Raw genomic sequence first — 14,848 nt, forward strand, 5'->3', positions numbered from 1 at the left:
CTCCAGGCGGCCTCTTCATTCCTGCACGGTTGGCGCTGAGCGAGAGTCACATAACTATGAAAGCCTAGGCCTCACAAATCATGCCGCTTGCTGAAGGCTCCTCCTGGGCCCAGCAGTTCGTCAAACCTTTTGCTGTGGCTTGCCCTCATATGCGTCACCCCGCGGTCGATCAAGTCAAAAACCTGCTGATCAACCTCATCACCACAGAGAAGTACCCCCATGATTCGCCCCATCACCTCAGAGCTAAGGTTGGCACGCTCCCGCAGCTCGCTTGGAGGAGTGTGATCGCCGACCCCTTCGAAGACGATTGGGAAAATCGCATCGCTGACGGCATCCACGAGCCTTGCCATATCCAAGTCAGACACTTTCACCGGTTTCTCCTTATGAGCTGCATTGCTGGTCCATTTTTCTTCAGATCGGACAGCATCATTTGATACGCCCGATTCGATGCACGGGTCACCGACTCCTCCGTCCTTGCAAGCTGGGCTTCATCTGGGTTTCCGTGAATCTCGATCTGGTTGATAATCGGGGGCAGTCCATCCACAGAGACCGAGGATTGCATCGGTTTGGAAGAAGCCACTGGCGGCTTGAGTGGAGTGACGAACCCGCCGTCGGCATAGCCATTCTGGTTCAGCCGATCCAGGTAGTGCCGCATCCCTGGCTGTGCCACCACTTCCTTGCGCAATACGAACTCGCCACCATGAACCACGCCCATTGGCTGGTACTTGCCGCCGTCGCCTGTATACCCGCCACTGCTGAAGGTGCCTGGCGGGATCGACTCACTGAAGCCGGTCATGGTGCCCTGGCCAAGCGCCTGGCTGCCGCCTCCAAGGAAACCCAAAGCTGAGCCCAAGAAGCCAGCAGCTGCCTGCCGCACTTGGATACGGATCAGGTCCGAAACTACCTGGTCGGCGAAGTCCTTGAACGATAGCTTGCCGGTCTTCACGAAAGTAACCACGGCATCTTCCATCCCTTCAAACGCACCACTGACGACCGTCTGCGCCTGAGCGGCAAAATTTCGAGCGTTGTCCAGGTAGTTCTCAAACCCTGAGCTAACCCCGTTGCGCCAGTCGCTCTGAGCCGCGGTCATCTTGTCGTAGTTCGTCAGAACGGTGTCACGGTACTTGTTCTCTGCTGCTTCGAGCTCAGCAAGATCCCTCAGGTGGTCTTGCTCCGTGTACTTATCGGGCGCGGTACGCCGGCGATCGAGGAGCGTTTCGCGCTTACGGTTGAAGTTGTCCGTCACATCATCCAACTCGCGCTGTAGCCCAGCCTGGCGGTCGCCCAAGCCTATGCTAGCAGCAGCTCGATCACCTCGTGTTGCAAGCGCTTGGCGTTCACGCTCAAGCTGATTGACGAACGCTTCTGAGGCAGCCGTCTGCTTCTCCTGGCGACCTATTTCAGCAGTGGCCAGCACCGCCAGATCGGAGTCAGCCTCCCGTTGGGCGCGGACCATGTCAGAGCGAGCCTTGGCGATTCGCTGGTCCAGTTGAATGCGCTGCTCGCCGGTAGTGGACGCCCGCCCTTTGGCCTCTTCTAGCGCCTGGATTTCCTCCATGTAGGCGCTCGTCACATCGGCCCGTTGTTGCTTGGCCAAGGCCAACCGCTGCGCGTACACCGCCTCCTGCGAAATCACGCCGGACTTCTGGATCGCGTTCAGTTCCTTCTCGTACCCGCGATAGTCGGAAAGGATCATGGACAAGGCGTTGCGTGAATCCTTCACATCCGTGAGGTTTACTGGGGTTGTAGGTGTCTTCGTCTCCTTGAAGTCTTTCCGTGCTCGAGCGCGCAACTGCTCGACTTGCTCATCTGTGACCGTAAAGCCCTGCTTACGGTTCGAGGCCACGAGACGATCAATCTCTTTCATACGATCCGCCAGCTTCTCAGCCTTCGGAGCAGCACGATCAAGCATCGCATTGAGCTTATCGTTATCGCCTTGCCCCTGAATGCTCACTACGCCGCCAGCAGGCTTCGAGAGGCCTTCGATTTCGGCCAGTTTAGCCCTCCAAGACTTCAGCTTTTTGGGGTCGTAGTTGCCGTCGTTACGGAAGTCCTCCTGGATGTTTTCCATGGACCGGATCTGGAGACGCAGCCGCTCCGCTGTGTCATCCAGCGTCGGGTCACGCCAAACGCCCTTGACGCCATCCCACATCCGGCTGGCCGCTTCGCCAATGTCGTCAAACAGCTTGGGCAGCCCGCTCATTTCCTCCCTGATGATCTGCGCTCGACGGGTCATGGTCTCGCCGAACTGCTCGGTGATCAGCTTCACCGCCTCTGTTTTGTCGCCCTGTTCGACCAGTGCCCGGACTTGCTCAAGCGTAGATGCCGTCAGCCAGTGATAGCGCTTGTTCAAGTCCTCGGCAGCCTTCACCGGGTCATCCGTGATCTTGCGAAAATCCGCCAGCGTCTCCTCCACTGCTCGCCCAGTCGCCCTCTCCATCTCGAGCGCCGTAGTGGCAACGATCTTGAAGCTCTCGCCGGCCAGGTCACCAGCACCGGCCATCTGCGCCAGCACGGAAGCGGCAGCCCCTGTGGTGCCTACCGTGCTACTGATCTGCCTGGCCAGGTCTGTTAACTTGGCACCAGAGGTCCCTGCGTAATTGCCCGTCAGGATGATGGCTTGATTGAATGTGTCTTGCTCCCTACCTGCTTGGTAGGCAGCAAAGCCCAAGACGCCTACAGCGGCAGCAGCCGCACTGACTGGCGTAACCAGTCCGGCGACATAGCCACCCATGGCCCGGGCAGCGGCACCAACACCGCCGAACGAGTCTTTGACCTGGGCGCCCTGCTGAAGCAGAACGGTCAGCGGCGATTGGCCGGCTTGCAGGCTGATCACCACGTCCGAAAACTGCGCCGGCAACATCCGCATTGCGGCTGCGGTCTGCTTCGCGCTCATCCCGGTTTTGCCCAGGGCCGCGTCTACACCACCCAAGGCCGTGCGGGCCTGGTTGAGCTTCGTCTGATACTCGGTGAACGTCTCAGCATCCAGCGCACCGGAAGACCGGTACCCCTGCAGCCTGCGCTCCATGTCATCCAAGCGCCCCAAGGCGGCCACTGTCGGGTCAATCTTGCCGAGCAACTCGCCAAGGGCCTTGCCCTCGTCACGCTGGGCGGCAGCGGTCGCCTTGGACGCTGCGGCCAGCCGATCCTCGTTGGCCAGAATCGTCTGTGCCCTACTGGCTACAGCGGCTTGCTGACTGGCGCGATCAGACAGCACAGTGTTGGCCTGGCGAGTGATCTCGACAGTCTGCTGTGTGGCGCGGTTTAGTGTCTGGACATACTCGCTGGCCTCCAGCGAGGCCTTGGCCATTCCCAACAGCCGGGCTTGCTGCTGCTCTGCGCTCTCAGCCGCTGCGCGCCCGGTTTGCGCCGCAGCTTCGTTAGCGGTCGATAGCACCGTCTGGGCTTGGCCAGCCTTTTCAGCCCCCGCACGCATGGCCGTCATATTGGCGGCAGCACCACTGAACGCCGTTGAGGCAGTGGTAACAGCGTGCCCCACGGTGATCATCTGCTGCGCCAACTGAGCCTGCTTCTGGTTGAGCTGCTGAAGCTCCACCACAATCTGGCGCGTGTCGCCCTGCATACCTGCCAGCGCAGATTCCCAAGCTCGCCCAGTCCTGCCTGCCGACTCCTCACTGCGCTTACCAGCATCTGTCAGCTTGTCGAGGTCTGTGGCGGCCTGGGTGGCGTCTCCACTGTCGATCCGTATTCCAAGTTCAGCAATACTTGTCATGTGTCACCCCTTGCTTGTACAGCGTTCATAGCGTTCTCCATGGCGCCGCTGGCGCCGATCATGGGCAGTGCCCGTGGGTGTTGCTCTGTGTTGCAACTGATGGCGCTCCCGTCTACCCGATCAGGTTGCAGAGAATTGCCTCTGACTCCGGCATGTCGTCGCGCTGGCTAGCGACCAAGTAGCGGAACACCGCCAGCGCCTCGGCCTTGTTGCGGGGCCTGATCTGCGCCAGCAGGCCGAACACAAACCAGTCCCGCGCCGTCGCCTCGGGTAGCCCGTCGCTGGCGTATCGGTCTGCGGCGTTGCGCAGGCGATAGAGGTGGTCCCAGTAGTCGAGCTCGTACAGGCAATCCGCCAGGGTGTGCGGAAGCAGTTCGGCGTGAGCGTTGAACCGGGCGGCTACCTGTCCCTTGTCGAAGTCCAGCAGGGGGCCGCTTCGCTCCAGGCTTGCCAGGGCGCCGATGCAGAACGCCTCGGCGTCGGTGTCGGCCAGCAGGTCGTCACCGAAGCGGGCAGCACCCTCCAACCTCAACCGGTGCTGTTCGATGGCCCGAGTGGCCAGAGCATCCAGGTCAGCGAAGCCGAACGACGACATGGCGGCGAATGGGTGGCCGGGGTTGGCGGCCATCAGGTAATCCCGGTACCGCTTCTCCAACGCATCGAGCGGAGTCTTGATCTTCTTGGCGCCCTCCATGGCCCGCTCAATCAGGGCGGCCTGGCCGGTGCTGATGATCGATCGCAGCCAGAGCACCGCATCCACCTCCTTGTCGCCGGTGACGGCCTCCTGTGGCGGCAGCTCGGGCAGGCTCGGCAAGGTCTCGGTGCTGGCGCTGATCGGCGGCAGGGCGAACAGAGCGCGGTGCTGCTCGTTATCGCGGAATGCCCCGGAGCGTGAAACCAGGGTCTTCACCGTTCCCAGCGGCAGGCCGGTGATCTCGGCCACTTCACGCAGCGAGTGACGGCGGCGTAGCTCCAGCACCTGCTGGCGCTGCTCGTCTGAAACCCGCTGTTTCGTCTTGGCGGGTGAATCCGCCTGTTTCATTGCTGGTGCGCCCATGGCTTACACCACGCTCAGCTTGGGTGGCAGCTTCGGCCCGAGTGGCGCCCCTGGTGCGAACGGGTCTGGTAACACCCCGTCAGGGCAATCCCTGATGAAGTCCGCCATGGCGGCGTGACAGGCGTTGAACAGCGGCGCTTCATTCCACTCCTGCCGCCGGCGCTCTGCGCTGTCCTCCAGCGCATGGGTGAACACCAGGTCGTTCAGAGAGGTGATGCCATCCCGCCTGGCCTTCTGGCGCTCCACGGTGTTCACGTTCAGCAGGTCGCACAGGCGCTCGAACCCCAGGGCCTGGGCCAGGCTGTCACGGTCGAACAACAGCGATTGACCGAAGCCCGCGAGCGCCACCAGCGCCTTGGCGCGCTCAACCGATCGGTGCGTCTGCGCCTGCTCTTCCAGATCTGCAATGGCCTGTCGAGTGAACGGCAGGAACGCTTTCAGCTTGCCAGCCTGGCGGCGCATGGCACGTCGCTCCGCGTGGATCGCATCGAGGTTGCGGCTGATGTTGCGGCAGATGCGCCGGGTGGTGATGAGCTGCGTGCTGGTGCTGATACCGGGCTTCATGGCGATATCGCACAGGCGCATGGTCGGTGTTGGCGTCATGGGCGGGCCTCCATGGGCGTGTTGTCGTAGGTGGCGCGCAACTCAGTACCGATCAGGCAATGGCGGCCAGCAGGCGCATAGCAGCCCCGGCAGGTCATCACATGGCTGATGTACTGGTCGCGGGCCTGGCGCCATTCAGGTGTGGCATTGGCGGCGTTGGCGTAAGGGCCAGAGGGCAAATGGACAGGCTCGACCAGCACCAAGCGCGGACGATCCTGGGCGCGTTTCACCATGGGTGGTTTGCCAGCGCAAGCAACGTTCGGCGGCATGTGATTGAGCAGGTCAGCAAGGAGGCTCATGGTGTCACCTCACCCGGATTCCCATAACGCCCAAATGTGTCTGTGAAAAAAAATCGGGGGAACGGGGGAACGCGGGGAACGCCCAGTAGTTCCGGGGCCTCCAGCGGGGGTACGTGTTCCCCACCCGAAAAACGGGGGAACAGTGATAACCAAACATCAGGAAAGGTACAGGCGCTTATACTCAAAACCATGTTTGTGTTCCCCCTGTTCCCCAACACTTCAATAAGGGGGAACGGCTACAGGCCGCGTATTTACTGGCTGTTCCCCCGTTCCCCCTGTTCCCCACATTTTTAGGTTCCTGTGTATTTGGGCATTGGCGTTGGATGGTGATGGCGGTCATAGGGCACCGCCTTCACCGTCCATGGCTTCGGCGTCGATCACATAAAGGCGGGCAGACCCACCAGCGGGCAGACGGTATTTCTTGGTCCTGCGGCTGTCCCGGTCGGTGTCGTGCTTGGCGAGCGCACCAGCGCCCTCCAGCGCCTTCACGACACGCGCCAGCCCGTGCCCGTGGGCGGCCTCAGTCAGTGCGGACTTGTTGAACAGATACAGCCGCTTGGTGCCCACCACCTCCCAGTACCCGGCGCGGTTGAACACCTTGGTGTCCGGCGTCTGGTCTTCTACGTCCGAAAACCGGCTGCTGCCGTGCTTGTCGATGAAGTCGAGGATGCCGGCCAGGATCTGGCGGTCCTCGGCATTTCCGCTACCCACCCGGCTCAGCCACTCGCCATACAGCAATTGGCAGTCGGCCAGAGCGGTGCCCGGCGTCCAGGGCAGCAGGCCGTAGGCAATCGCCATCTCTCCGGCTAGGGCGATCACTGCGAAGCGATCCGCCACCCGCCCGGCCTGGGCGTTGTCCTCGACGAATTGGGCGCGGATACCGGCGAAGTCCTCGAGCAGGCCGGGGCGGTCATCGCTGGTCAGCAGTTTCTCCACGAAGGCCGGCCCGATGTGCCCATGGTTCGCTCCTACAGCCACCGTGAGCTGACGGTGGAAGTCGGCGCCCTCCAGGCCATGCAATTCATCGAAGGCGCGGTGCGTGCGGGTACCGGCATTCACGTCGACCATGCGCAGCTCAGCGCCAGCATGGGCGGCATTCCCGCTGATGGCCGCATGCTCGGACAGGGAGCGTTCGCCGCTGGAGAGCGCCAGCAGGCGCCAGCTCAGTTTGCCGCGTGCCTCCCGGTCACGTGTCATGGTGCCCTTGCCCTGGCCGTTGGCGAGCGAGTACGCCATCTCCTGGACGCGCTTAGGATCGGCCCGCTTGATCTCGTCCAATGGCAGCATGGTGTCGTTACGGCTGGAAGCCTCGATCTCTAAGCCGCCCTTGGTCATGTCCCACGATGCGGCGAATATGCCGGGGTCACCCCATACGGACGATCCGATCAGTTGCGCCAGCGACTTCCCGCTGGAACTGTCGCCCACCAGGTGAACGCCGCCACCCAACACGCCTACCAGGCTCAGCAGTGGCCCAGCGAGGGCGCAGCCGATGGCAAGGGTCAGTACCGGGTTGCCCTCGCACTTGGCGGCTACATCAGCCTTCCAGCCCTCCAGGCTGCCGCGCACGCTGAATAGGTTCTGCCCCCTGGCGCTGGCCTGATAGCGCACCTTGTCGCTGCCGAGGGTGCGCCCAGGCAGCACGAACGCACCCGACTCATGCCAGCCAGGGCGGCAGGTGGTGGCGAACACCTCTGCAGGGCGCTGGTCCAGCAGGTACTCCATGAACTGGCCGCGCTTCTTGAGCGCGATGATGACGCCCATGCCGAACAGCGTGCGCCTGGCGTCCTCTCCGCTGCCGCCGAACACCTCCATGGGGATGATCCACTCCTTGGGGCCGCTCTCGGTGAGCAGGCGCAGGAATCGACCCTCGCTGCCGTCGTCGCTGTTGGTGGTGCGAGCTGCAACGATCACGGGCGTGGCGATCCACTCGTCAGTGATCGGGCGGTCTGCCTTGTCGTCGTCACTGTCGTCATCGCCGGCGCTACGTTTGAAGCCGTGCCAGTAAACGCCGGGCTTGAGCCTGCGGCCCTTCTCGTTGGTGACCCAGTGTTCGTACACGCCCCAGCACGGACGATCTGGCTCGACCTTGGGTGCCTCGGGGCGCAGGTTGATGACGTTGGTATCAGGCGGGCACATGGCGGCACCTCCAGGCGGCGAGGTCGTTGAAGTCGGAAAGGGTCAGCGGCGCGTCGGTTGGCCACTCGGGGAAGGTGACCAAGCCAGCGCACGCGACTGCGGCCTCATTGGCGGCGGTGCGCCCTGGGTTGCCCTTGCCCTCAGCCTCGGTCTGTCGGTCGTCGTCGCCGGCGATGATGATTTCGATATCGGGGTGGTCCGCCCGTAGCGCCAGCGCCACCGCCCTCAGGTTCCCGGCATTCATCCCGCAAGCGACCGTGTAGCCGCTCTGGTGGAGCGTGGCACCCGTCGCCCAGCCTTCGCAGACGCATAGAGGCTTGCCCGGCGTGATCCGTCCCATAGGCGAGTAGGCGCCCTTGATCCGCCCGCCATACAGGAATCGCTTGCCGCCGTCCGGGGCGATCCGTTGCAGGTTCACCAGCACACCACCGGCGTATAGGGGGATCAGCAGGTCGTCGCCACGCTGGCGCAGGCCGTGGGCTCGAATGGCCTTGGCGACCAGGTAGGGGTTAGCCGGGTCAGCGCGGCGAGCGTCACGCCACCAGCGCTGTGCCAGACCCGCCGCTTTGAGCTGGCGCCGCTGCCGTTCGGCCTCCCGCTGGCGCCGGGCCTGTTCGATGCGCTGGCGCACCTGCTCGACTTCGCGGGCGTCGACCGGCTCACGGCTACACCAGGTGTTGGTGACGCCCGTCTTCCAGCTCCCGAACGCCCCCGAGGCGATGCCATCGGCAAACAGGCAGTACCAGCCGTTGAGCGTGCTGGGCTTGTCGCCGGGGACGTGGAAGCGATGGATAGCGCCATCGTCTAGGGGCAGCCAGTCGAGCGGGCCATAGGTCGACTGGAGTGCGTCACGGAAAAGGATTGTCGCGTCGGTCATGCGGCCCCCTGCGGCGGCGTGAAGCGCTGGGCCAGCCGCTCCAGTTGATTGGTCAGACGCTCCAGCTCAGGGCACTGACGCCCGGCATTACTCTCGGCGATGCGCAGTTCCAGCAAGCCCACCAGGGTTTCCACCAGCAGCGCATAGCTGGCGCTGTCGATGTGAGTGCCAGCAGTCGGCGGACCACCGGCGCCCTTCCGGCGAATGGGCGTGACCTTACTCATGACTCACTCCCAAGGTGCCAGCGAAGGCCCGGCAGACCTGACCATTGTTCGCCGCGTGCCAGTAGGTCATCTCGTCCAGCGAGTCGACGAGACAGGCCGTCACCAGGGCATCGGTGCTGCGCAGCACCAATCGCCCGCACTCAGCATCGGCCTGGCTCAGGAATGGCCCCAGCAAGGCCCGTTCGGCCTTCGGATGACTAACGTAAAACAGCTCGGTGGCTTTCTTCGGGCAAGCCGATCCCGTCAGCGCTTGCGCGCTGTTTTGAATTTTCATCGTCTTATCCTTGAGCTAAGGGCCTATTCCGGGATGCCCAGGTCGGTTGCAAGCACGCAAAAGTCGCGATGGGCCAGGCAGGCGATAATGCTGATCGCCGACTGAATACCCGACTCGCCGCGGTCATCAATCGGATCTGAAGCATCGTCAGGGTTGCCCTTCCGCCCACCGTTTTTCAGCAGCACCTCGGCCAAAATGCCAATGGCATCAAGCGACTCCTCGATACGTTTGGCGATTGACCGGTGGTCCAGGTGGCTGGTCTTTGCCTCAGTAGTCACAGATCACCTCCTTGCTCAGCAATCACGCCATCCAGCAGTTCGGCCCAGGCCATGGCGGTGTGCTGCGCTATCACGGCGGTGACGCGGGCGACGATGACTGGCGTGGTGGGTGCGGCGATCAGCGCCAGAGCCACGCTCAGTAGTACCAGCACGCCTTGTATGTCGCGCAGATCGTCTTGCATATCGCTCGGCAACTGGATAACGGAAGTCATACAAGGCCTCCGTTAGCAGCAGGCTGGCCAACAACACCATGCGAGGCACCAAGGTGGCGGTGGCGCCAGCAATAATTGCCACTGAACGACTGGATCTGCTCGAGATGACGGGCAATGTCGCAGGCCAGCTCGTTGTCATACCCGCCCATCGCCGGGATCACCAGCGTCAGCAGGATCTTTTCCAGCTTCTTGTGCTCTTCGCGGGCGAAATTCATGTAGCACATCTCGCGAGCATCCAGCACTGCCTCAGACAGAACCTCACCATCAAGAGCCGCTACTGCCGGGAAGTTAGTCATTGGGTACCTCCGACCTGGTTTGCGGCCTTGAAATGCTCAACCAGCGCGGCGCCTGGGCGCGGCTGACGCTGGCATTTCTCCAGCGCGGCACGAACGTCATCCGACATACGCATGGCATCGTCCAGGCCGGCCAAGGAGCCTCGGCAACGGCCCAGGATACTGACCGCTGCCCGCGGAAAGTCCGCGCTCACCAAGGTGGCGATATCGCCTGCAAGGTTTACCCCAACCACTGGTGGCAGGCGGAACACTTGTTGCCCAGGGATCGTGACCACGACTTGAGACTGGATGAAGCCCTGTACGGCCTCGGAGGCCTGCTGAATGTGAGTCATTGGGCACCGCCTTGCGCTTCCAGAGCGCGGGCGATCTCGGCGTGATGGTTGTAGCGGGCGAGGCGGACAGATAGAGAAGAGTTTGCGCGAAGTGCGGCCAGGGCCAGCCGCCGGTGGGCGTATGAGCGAATTTTGGACGGAGTGAGGGCGTGCATGGGTCGAGCTCCTTGATTTGAGGAGCTGCCACTGATCGTCGCCAAACGATTTAGGGTGGCAGCTGTACGCAGGTTGGCGAACCGGGAATCAAGGAACCCGGCAGACCCGAAGGTCTCCCGCGCACAGCCGCCATAACACGGGACTGCGGGCACAAAAAAAGCGCCTGCAATCGTTATGGGGGCGCCTATGCGCCTTGATTTCGTCGGGTCGCCAAACCCGGCCGCTGAATTGGCAGCGACCGGCGAACCATACCGAGCATCACGATTGCCTGCAACCAGAAATATCGACCGTTCATCGCGGTTCTTGAGCGCCGGCGTCATGCGGCCACCTTCTGCGCCGGGCCGGTGCTCAAATAGTAGGTAGCTACCTTCGGGTGCTCGCGGCCTTGGTCATCCTTGAGCGTACCCAGGTGGGTGACGATGTTGTGGCCTTGGTCCCGAAGCTCTGAAATCCGCGCCCCTGGTCGCAGAATATTCAGCAGCGTGATTGCTTGGAAAGTGTTGATCGAACCATGCTGGCGCAGGTGCGCAAGAAGACGGGTGCGTTGCGCGCTACCGCTGGTATCATTGACCTGCATATCTTTGGGGCTGGCCTGTTGGTCGGCCTTTCTTTTGCTCATTAGGCAGCCACCTCGCGCAATGCGATGCGCTGGCGCACCCAGGCCTGAATCTCAGCCAGAACGAAACCAACGGGCGAGCCCCGCGACTTGCTGTTGCTCAGCGATACAGGCCTGGGGAAAGTCGGATCATCCTTGAGACGCTTGTATACGGTGGCGCGAGCAAGGCCAGTGATGGCCTCGACCTCGGGGAAGCGGATGATTGTGTTGGCAGGGTCGAACTGAGGGGCGGTGCCTGCCTCGATTTGGCGAATGTTGCGCATGGCTGTATCCCGTTATTGATTACGGGCATAGGTTGATGATGCGAAACGACTACCGGCAGTCCCGCATGCGCGCAGAGAGTACAGTCAGCGCGCAAACTGTACTGTCTGCACGCATAGCGCTATCGCTCGATTTAGGTCCTTGATCGTTCGTGAGATGCGATCCACCCGTAAAGCGTTCTCTCCGTTACGCCATATTCTTTATGCTTGGTACGAGCAAAGGCGGCTCGACTACTGAAGTTTCCCCCAGTCGCATCCCAGCACGACAAAGCCTTTAACTTACTTTCGCTTGTTTCTTTATGACGAGCGCTCGCTGCAAGACTAGCGGACAGTGAAACTTTTTTCCTAGCTAACTCCTCTACCTTTTCAGGTAGTTCTTTCTCATTTAACTGAAGAAGAAACATGGCTCTCTTGGAAACCTCATGTTGATCCTTCCATTGCTCAGCTCGGCAAACAGCCTCCATTATGTCCACAGCGTCATTAGCAATCGCGCTGAGCCGCATCATCGGTAGATCGTCCCGTAAAAAACGAGGCCAATCATCGGCCTGGTGAGACCTGACAGCCTGGCCAATTAGCATCAATGCCAAAACGGCGACGTACTCATACGGCTTGGCATCAGGAAAGTCGTGGTCGTCAAGATTGAATCCCTTCAAGGCCTCCTCTAAAGCTTCCAGCGGTCTTGTATTTTCTTCGGTCGAGAAATCAAGCTCACTCGGATGGATATCGCATCCACAATGATGGTCTATTAGTTCTCTTAATCCACGCTCAGTCCGATCCTCGTATCTGAGAAATCGTAAGACTGACCCTCCAGTTTCTAATTGATGGCGTATCCAACTCTCCTTTTCAATATAAAAGTATTCACTGGTAAGCCACTCGATGGTCGAAGACGCCTCTCTGAGCTGAATTTCAGATCTAAGTCGGACTAGATTCTTAGCCCGCACTTGCAAATTTTTCAGCCTGTCTATTCGCAAGTAGGGCACTTCATCCGTGAAAGGATCGAAGTCATTATCAGCATCCATATAGCATCCCCAAGGGCTTGAGCACATCACCGAACAAGTAGCCTCTGGAGACCCGGCCTGAGTATGTCAATCTAGGCTGGTCGGCACAGAGGATTGCTCGAATACTGGCTATCCGAACAGTAATGGCATTCAGTCTATATCTGTCTATGCGGACAATGGAAGGCCCGCATCAGGCCCTCTTGATCGGCACCACATTGGCATTATGCTCAGCACGATGCGCATAGTCGTATGGGGTAACGTGCTTCTCGCGGTTCGCATCGAGGTAGTCCGCCCACCACTGAACCATCAGCCGGCGCTCCTCGATGTACTCGGCCTTGTGGATGTAAGCCGCCCGCACGCTGTTGCGCTCCTGGTGACTCATTTGGCGCTCCACCGCGTCCTTGCTCCACAGCCCCGACTCGACCAGGGCGGAACAGGCCATGGCTCTGAACCCATGCCCGCACACCTCAGTCTTGGTGTCGTAGCCCATGCGCCGAAGCGCCTTGTTCACCGTGTTCTCGCTCATCGGCTTCCAGTGGTTGCTATCACCCGCAAACACCAGGTCGAAGCGCCCGGTGAGCTTGCGCACCTGCTCAAGCGTGGCCAGGGCCTGGCGACTCAGCGGCACCAGGTGGGGCGTGCTCATCTTGGAGCCGCGGTGCGAGTTCTTCACACCCTCGATCTGCTGGCGCTCGCCGGGGATTTCCCACATGGAGCGACCGGAGTCGATCTCTGGCCAGCGAGCAAACCGCAGCTCACTGGATCGAATGAACACCAGCAGGGTGAGTTGGGTGGCCAGCCGGGTCAGCGGCCGACCGGTGTCGCTGTCGATTCTTTGCAGCAGCTCAGGCAGCCGATCCAGCGCCAGCGCAGGCCGGTGAACGGTCTTGCGTGTGGCGGTTGCGCCCTGGAGGTCCACCGCTGGGTTGGTGTCGATGTGTCCGTGCTGGACAGCCATGCGCATGATGCCGGTCATGTACTGCCGTAGCCGGCCGGCAGTGTCGAGAACCTCGCGCTTTTCCACCGCCTTGAGCGGCGCCAGCAAGTCGCGGGTCTTCAGGCCGGCCACCGGGCGCTGGCCTAAGGCCGGGAGCAGGTAAGTTTCGATCCGCCGCCACACCGTCGCGGCATGGCCTGGTGACCATTTCTTGGAACAGGCCTCATGCCAGTCCTTGGCCAGCACGCCGAAGGTGTTGGCCCTCGCATTCGCCGCTTCGACCTTCCCCTGCCTGGCACTCTCGATCGGGTCTTTACCATGCGCCAGCAACTCCAGCGCTTCGGCCCGACGCTCACGGGCGGCTTTGAGCGTCAGTGCGGGATAGTTGCCGAAGGTGGCCAGCCCCTCCCTGCCATCCGGTCGCTTGAACTTCATGCGCCAGATTTTGCTGCCGTTCTTCTTGATCAGCAGAAACAGGCCCTGGCCGTCGAACAGGGTGTAGTCCTTGTCCCGCGGCTTGGCGGCCTCGCATTTGGGGTCTGAGAGGGGCGTAACGGTGCGTGCCATAGGTATACGTTTTCTCGTCGAACCGGCGTATACCCTAACGTATACCTAAAATCGGTATATGCCTAGAGACAGAACGAGACAGCCAGAAACAAGAAAGCCCGCACTTGGCGGGCTTTTCAGGGGGTTCCGTATACAAGGGGAGACGTATCGGAACAGTTGGATGGTGCCGGAGACAGGAATCGAACCTGCGACCTTCGCGTTACGAGTGCGCTGCTCTACCGACTGAGCTACACCGGCGTGTGCGCAACGCTACCACTGCTGCGTGCGTTACGCAAACCTCTGTTTCGCCTCACTTATTACCCGGCTCACCGCCCTGCCCCGCCAAACCGGCGCAGCCGCTGGGGGCGAGGTCGGCCTCCAGGTCCGTGGTGCAGGCCCAGCCGGTGGCCGAGCGGGTGAGGGTCAGGCGTTTGCCGAGCACGTTGGCGGGGGCGTCGGCGAGGGTGCAGACCAGGCTGCCGGTGCCGGCGGCGGCGTTGCCGGTGGCGATGATGGCGCAGTGGGCGGTGGTGGGTTGGCCGCCGAGGGTGGTGACGTCGGTGACGTCCTTGCCTTCGTTCAGGCGCAGGTCCAGGGGGGTCTTGAGGGCGGAGATTTCCAGCAGGCCGGCGGCGGCTTTGGTGCGGGCCTGGTGGTTGGTGTACATGGGGATGGCGATGGTGGCGAGGATGCCGATGATCGCCACGACGATCATCAACTCGATCAGGGTGATGCCGCGTTGGCTGTGCATAACGTGTTCCTTGTCGGTCGGTGTGGCCGCGACGCGGGTCGGGGGCCGGCTGGCGCGCAGTAGAGCCCAATGGACACCTTTTGTCACCCCTGCGCGGTGGGACGTCTTGTCCGCTGCACTACTCTAGTGAGCGTCTGGAATCTTTGCCCCAGGAGGGGCGCGGCAAGCTGTTACCGGGCTTGTCGCACGACAGGGAGGTGGGTATGGCGGCGACGCGGTGGTATGGCTGGGAAGGGGCGGATGCGCAGGGGGCGCGGGTGAAAGGG

Annotated in this window: 19 protein-coding genes and 1 tRNA gene; all 20 read right to left on the reverse strand. The window is 61.7% G+C overall.

Going from position 1 to position 14,848, the window contains the following annotated elements:
* Positions 1-71 precede the first annotated feature (71 nt).
* Positions 72-371 (reverse strand): hypothetical protein, encoded by a 300-nt coding sequence (locus IAE34_RS23630; RefSeq protein WP_200141375.1) that lies wholly within the window; start codon positions 369-371, stop codon positions 72-74.
* Positions 368-3,733: a phage tail tape measure protein gene (locus IAE34_RS23635; RefSeq protein ID WP_200141376.1), complete on the reverse strand. Its 3,366-nt coding sequence runs from the start codon at positions 3,731-3,733 to the stop codon at positions 368-370. The genes IAE34_RS23630 and IAE34_RS23635 overlap by 4 nt, the downstream gene beginning before the upstream one ends.
* Positions 3,734-3,845: 112 nt before the next feature.
* Entirely contained in the window at positions 3,846-4,790 is a 945-nt protein-coding gene (locus IAE34_RS23640; protein WP_233631335.1) for a sigma-70 region 4 domain-containing protein, read from the reverse strand.
* Between the two features lie 3 nt (positions 4,791-4,793).
* Positions 4,794-5,393 (reverse strand): hypothetical protein, encoded by a 600-nt coding sequence (locus IAE34_RS23645; RefSeq protein WP_200141377.1) that lies wholly within the window; start codon positions 5,391-5,393, stop codon positions 4,794-4,796.
* Positions 5,390-5,692, reverse strand: coding sequence for a hypothetical protein (locus IAE34_RS23650; protein WP_200141378.1), 303 nt, complete (start codon positions 5,690-5,692; stop codon positions 5,390-5,392). The genes IAE34_RS23645 and IAE34_RS23650 overlap by 4 nt, the downstream gene beginning before the upstream one ends.
* Positions 5,693-6,028: 336 nt before the next feature.
* Positions 6,029-7,828, reverse strand: a complete 1,800-nt coding sequence (locus IAE34_RS23655) for a DUF927 domain-containing protein (protein ID WP_200141379.1) — start codon at positions 7,826-7,828, stop codon at positions 6,029-6,031.
* Positions 7,815-8,705, reverse strand: coding sequence for a toprim domain-containing protein (locus tag IAE34_RS23660; RefSeq protein ID WP_200141380.1), 891 nt, complete (start codon positions 8,703-8,705; stop codon positions 7,815-7,817). The genes IAE34_RS23655 and IAE34_RS23660 overlap by 14 nt, the downstream gene beginning before the upstream one ends.
* Positions 8,702-8,929: a hypothetical protein gene (locus IAE34_RS23665; RefSeq protein ID WP_200141381.1), complete on the reverse strand. Its 228-nt coding sequence runs from the start codon at positions 8,927-8,929 to the stop codon at positions 8,702-8,704. Before IAE34_RS23665 ends, IAE34_RS23660 begins: the two co-directional genes overlap by 4 nt.
* Positions 8,922-9,203, reverse strand: coding sequence for a hypothetical protein (locus IAE34_RS23670; protein ID WP_200141382.1), 282 nt, complete (start codon positions 9,201-9,203; stop codon positions 8,922-8,924). Before IAE34_RS23670 ends, IAE34_RS23665 begins: the two co-directional genes overlap by 8 nt.
* A 23-nt stretch (positions 9,204-9,226) precedes the next feature.
* Entirely contained in the window at positions 9,227-9,481 is a 255-nt protein-coding gene (locus IAE34_RS23675; RefSeq protein ID WP_233631337.1) for a hypothetical protein, read from the reverse strand.
* Positions 9,478-9,693, reverse strand: coding sequence for a hypothetical protein (locus tag IAE34_RS23680; protein ID WP_200141383.1), 216 nt, complete (start codon positions 9,691-9,693; stop codon positions 9,478-9,480). The genes IAE34_RS23675 and IAE34_RS23680 overlap by 4 nt, the downstream gene beginning before the upstream one ends.
* A complete protein-coding gene (locus IAE34_RS23685) occupies positions 9,690-9,989 on the reverse strand; it encodes a hypothetical protein (RefSeq protein ID WP_200141384.1) in 300 nt (99 codons plus the stop codon). Before IAE34_RS23685 ends, IAE34_RS23680 begins: the two co-directional genes overlap by 4 nt.
* Entirely contained in the window at positions 9,986-10,318 is a 333-nt protein-coding gene (locus tag IAE34_RS23690) for a hypothetical protein (RefSeq protein ID WP_200141385.1), read from the reverse strand. The genes IAE34_RS23685 and IAE34_RS23690 overlap by 4 nt, the downstream gene beginning before the upstream one ends.
* Positions 10,315-10,473 carry a hypothetical protein gene (locus IAE34_RS23695; RefSeq protein ID WP_200141386.1) on the reverse strand — a complete coding sequence of 53 codons (159 nt, stop codon included), beginning with the start codon at positions 10,471-10,473 and terminating at the stop codon, positions 10,315-10,317. The genes IAE34_RS23690 and IAE34_RS23695 overlap by 4 nt, the downstream gene beginning before the upstream one ends.
* 317 nt (positions 10,474-10,790) lie before the next feature.
* Positions 10,791-11,093 carry a helix-turn-helix domain-containing protein gene (locus IAE34_RS23700; protein ID WP_200141387.1) on the reverse strand — a complete coding sequence of 101 codons (303 nt, stop codon included), beginning with the start codon at positions 11,091-11,093 and terminating at the stop codon, positions 10,791-10,793.
* Positions 11,093-11,353, reverse strand: coding sequence for a helix-turn-helix transcriptional regulator (locus IAE34_RS23705; protein WP_200141388.1), 261 nt, complete (start codon positions 11,351-11,353; stop codon positions 11,093-11,095). The genes IAE34_RS23700 and IAE34_RS23705 overlap by 1 nt, the downstream gene beginning before the upstream one ends.
* 131 nt (positions 11,354-11,484) lie before the next feature.
* A complete protein-coding gene (locus IAE34_RS23710; RefSeq protein WP_200141389.1) occupies positions 11,485-12,369 on the reverse strand; it encodes a hypothetical protein in 885 nt (294 codons plus the stop codon).
* A 169-nt stretch (positions 12,370-12,538) separates the two neighbouring features.
* Positions 12,539-13,852, reverse strand: a complete 1,314-nt coding sequence (locus IAE34_RS23715) for a tyrosine-type recombinase/integrase (RefSeq protein WP_200141390.1) — start codon at positions 13,850-13,852, stop codon at positions 12,539-12,541.
* 161 nt (positions 13,853-14,013) lie between these two features.
* Positions 14,014-14,089: transfer RNA gene (locus IAE34_RS23720), tRNA-Thr, on the reverse strand.
* Positions 14,090-14,141: 52 nt separating this feature from the next.
* Positions 14,142-14,582, reverse strand: coding sequence for a pilin (locus tag IAE34_RS23725; RefSeq protein ID WP_200141391.1), 441 nt, complete (start codon positions 14,580-14,582; stop codon positions 14,142-14,144).
* Positions 14,583-14,848: the final 266 nt, after the last annotated feature.

Source organism: Pseudomonas sp. S30, assembly GCF_016518545.1.
GTDB lineage: Bacteria > Pseudomonadota > Gammaproteobacteria > Pseudomonadales > Pseudomonadaceae > Aquipseudomonas.

Coding starts and splice junctions, on each gene's coding strand:
- IAE34_RS23635 (WP_200141376.1), bottom strand. CDS start 3,733: ATGACAAGTATTGCTGAACTTGGAATACGGATCGACAGTGGAGACGCC.
- IAE34_RS23640 (WP_233631335.1), bottom strand. CDS start 4,790: ATGGGCGCACCAGCAATGAAACAGGCGGATTCACCCGCCAAGACGAAA.
- IAE34_RS23645 (WP_200141377.1), bottom strand. CDS start 5,393: ATGACGCCAACACCGACCATGCGCCTGTGCGATATCGCCATGAAGCCC.
- IAE34_RS23650 (WP_200141378.1), bottom strand. CDS start 5,692: ATGAGCCTCCTTGCTGACCTGCTCAATCACATGCCGCCGAACGTTGCT.
- IAE34_RS23655 (WP_200141379.1), bottom strand. CDS start 7,828: ATGTGCCCGCCTGATACCAACGTCATCAACCTGCGCCCCGAGGCACCC.
- IAE34_RS23660 (WP_200141380.1), bottom strand. CDS start 8,705: ATGACCGACGCGACAATCCTTTTCCGTGACGCACTCCAGTCGACCTAT.
- IAE34_RS23665 (WP_200141381.1), bottom strand. CDS start 8,929: ATGAGTAAGGTCACGCCCATTCGCCGGAAGGGCGCCGGTGGTCCGCCG.
- IAE34_RS23670 (WP_200141382.1), bottom strand. CDS start 9,203: ATGAAAATTCAAAACAGCGCGCAAGCGCTGACGGGATCGGCTTGCCCG.
- IAE34_RS23680 (WP_200141383.1), bottom strand. CDS start 9,693: ATGACTTCCGTTATCCAGTTGCCGAGCGATATGCAAGACGATCTGCGC.
- IAE34_RS23685 (WP_200141384.1), bottom strand. CDS start 9,989: ATGACTAACTTCCCGGCAGTAGCGGCTCTTGATGGTGAGGTTCTGTCT.
- IAE34_RS23690 (WP_200141385.1), bottom strand. CDS start 10,318: ATGACTCACATTCAGCAGGCCTCCGAGGCCGTACAGGGCTTCATCCAG.
- IAE34_RS23695 (WP_200141386.1), bottom strand. CDS start 10,473: ATGCACGCCCTCACTCCGTCCAAAATTCGCTCATACGCCCACCGGCGG.
- IAE34_RS23700 (WP_200141387.1), bottom strand. CDS start 11,093: ATGAGCAAAAGAAAGGCCGACCAACAGGCCAGCCCCAAAGATATGCAG.
- IAE34_RS23705 (WP_200141388.1), bottom strand. CDS start 11,353: ATGCGCAACATTCGCCAAATCGAGGCAGGCACCGCCCCTCAGTTCGAC.
- IAE34_RS23710 (WP_200141389.1), bottom strand. CDS start 12,369: ATGGATGCTGATAATGACTTCGATCCTTTCACGGATGAAGTGCCCTAC.
- IAE34_RS23715 (WP_200141390.1), bottom strand. CDS start 13,852: ATGGCACGCACCGTTACGCCCCTCTCAGACCCCAAATGCGAGGCCGCC.
- IAE34_RS23725 (WP_200141391.1), bottom strand. CDS start 14,582: ATGCACAGCCAACGCGGCATCACCCTGATCGAGTTGATGATCGTCGTG.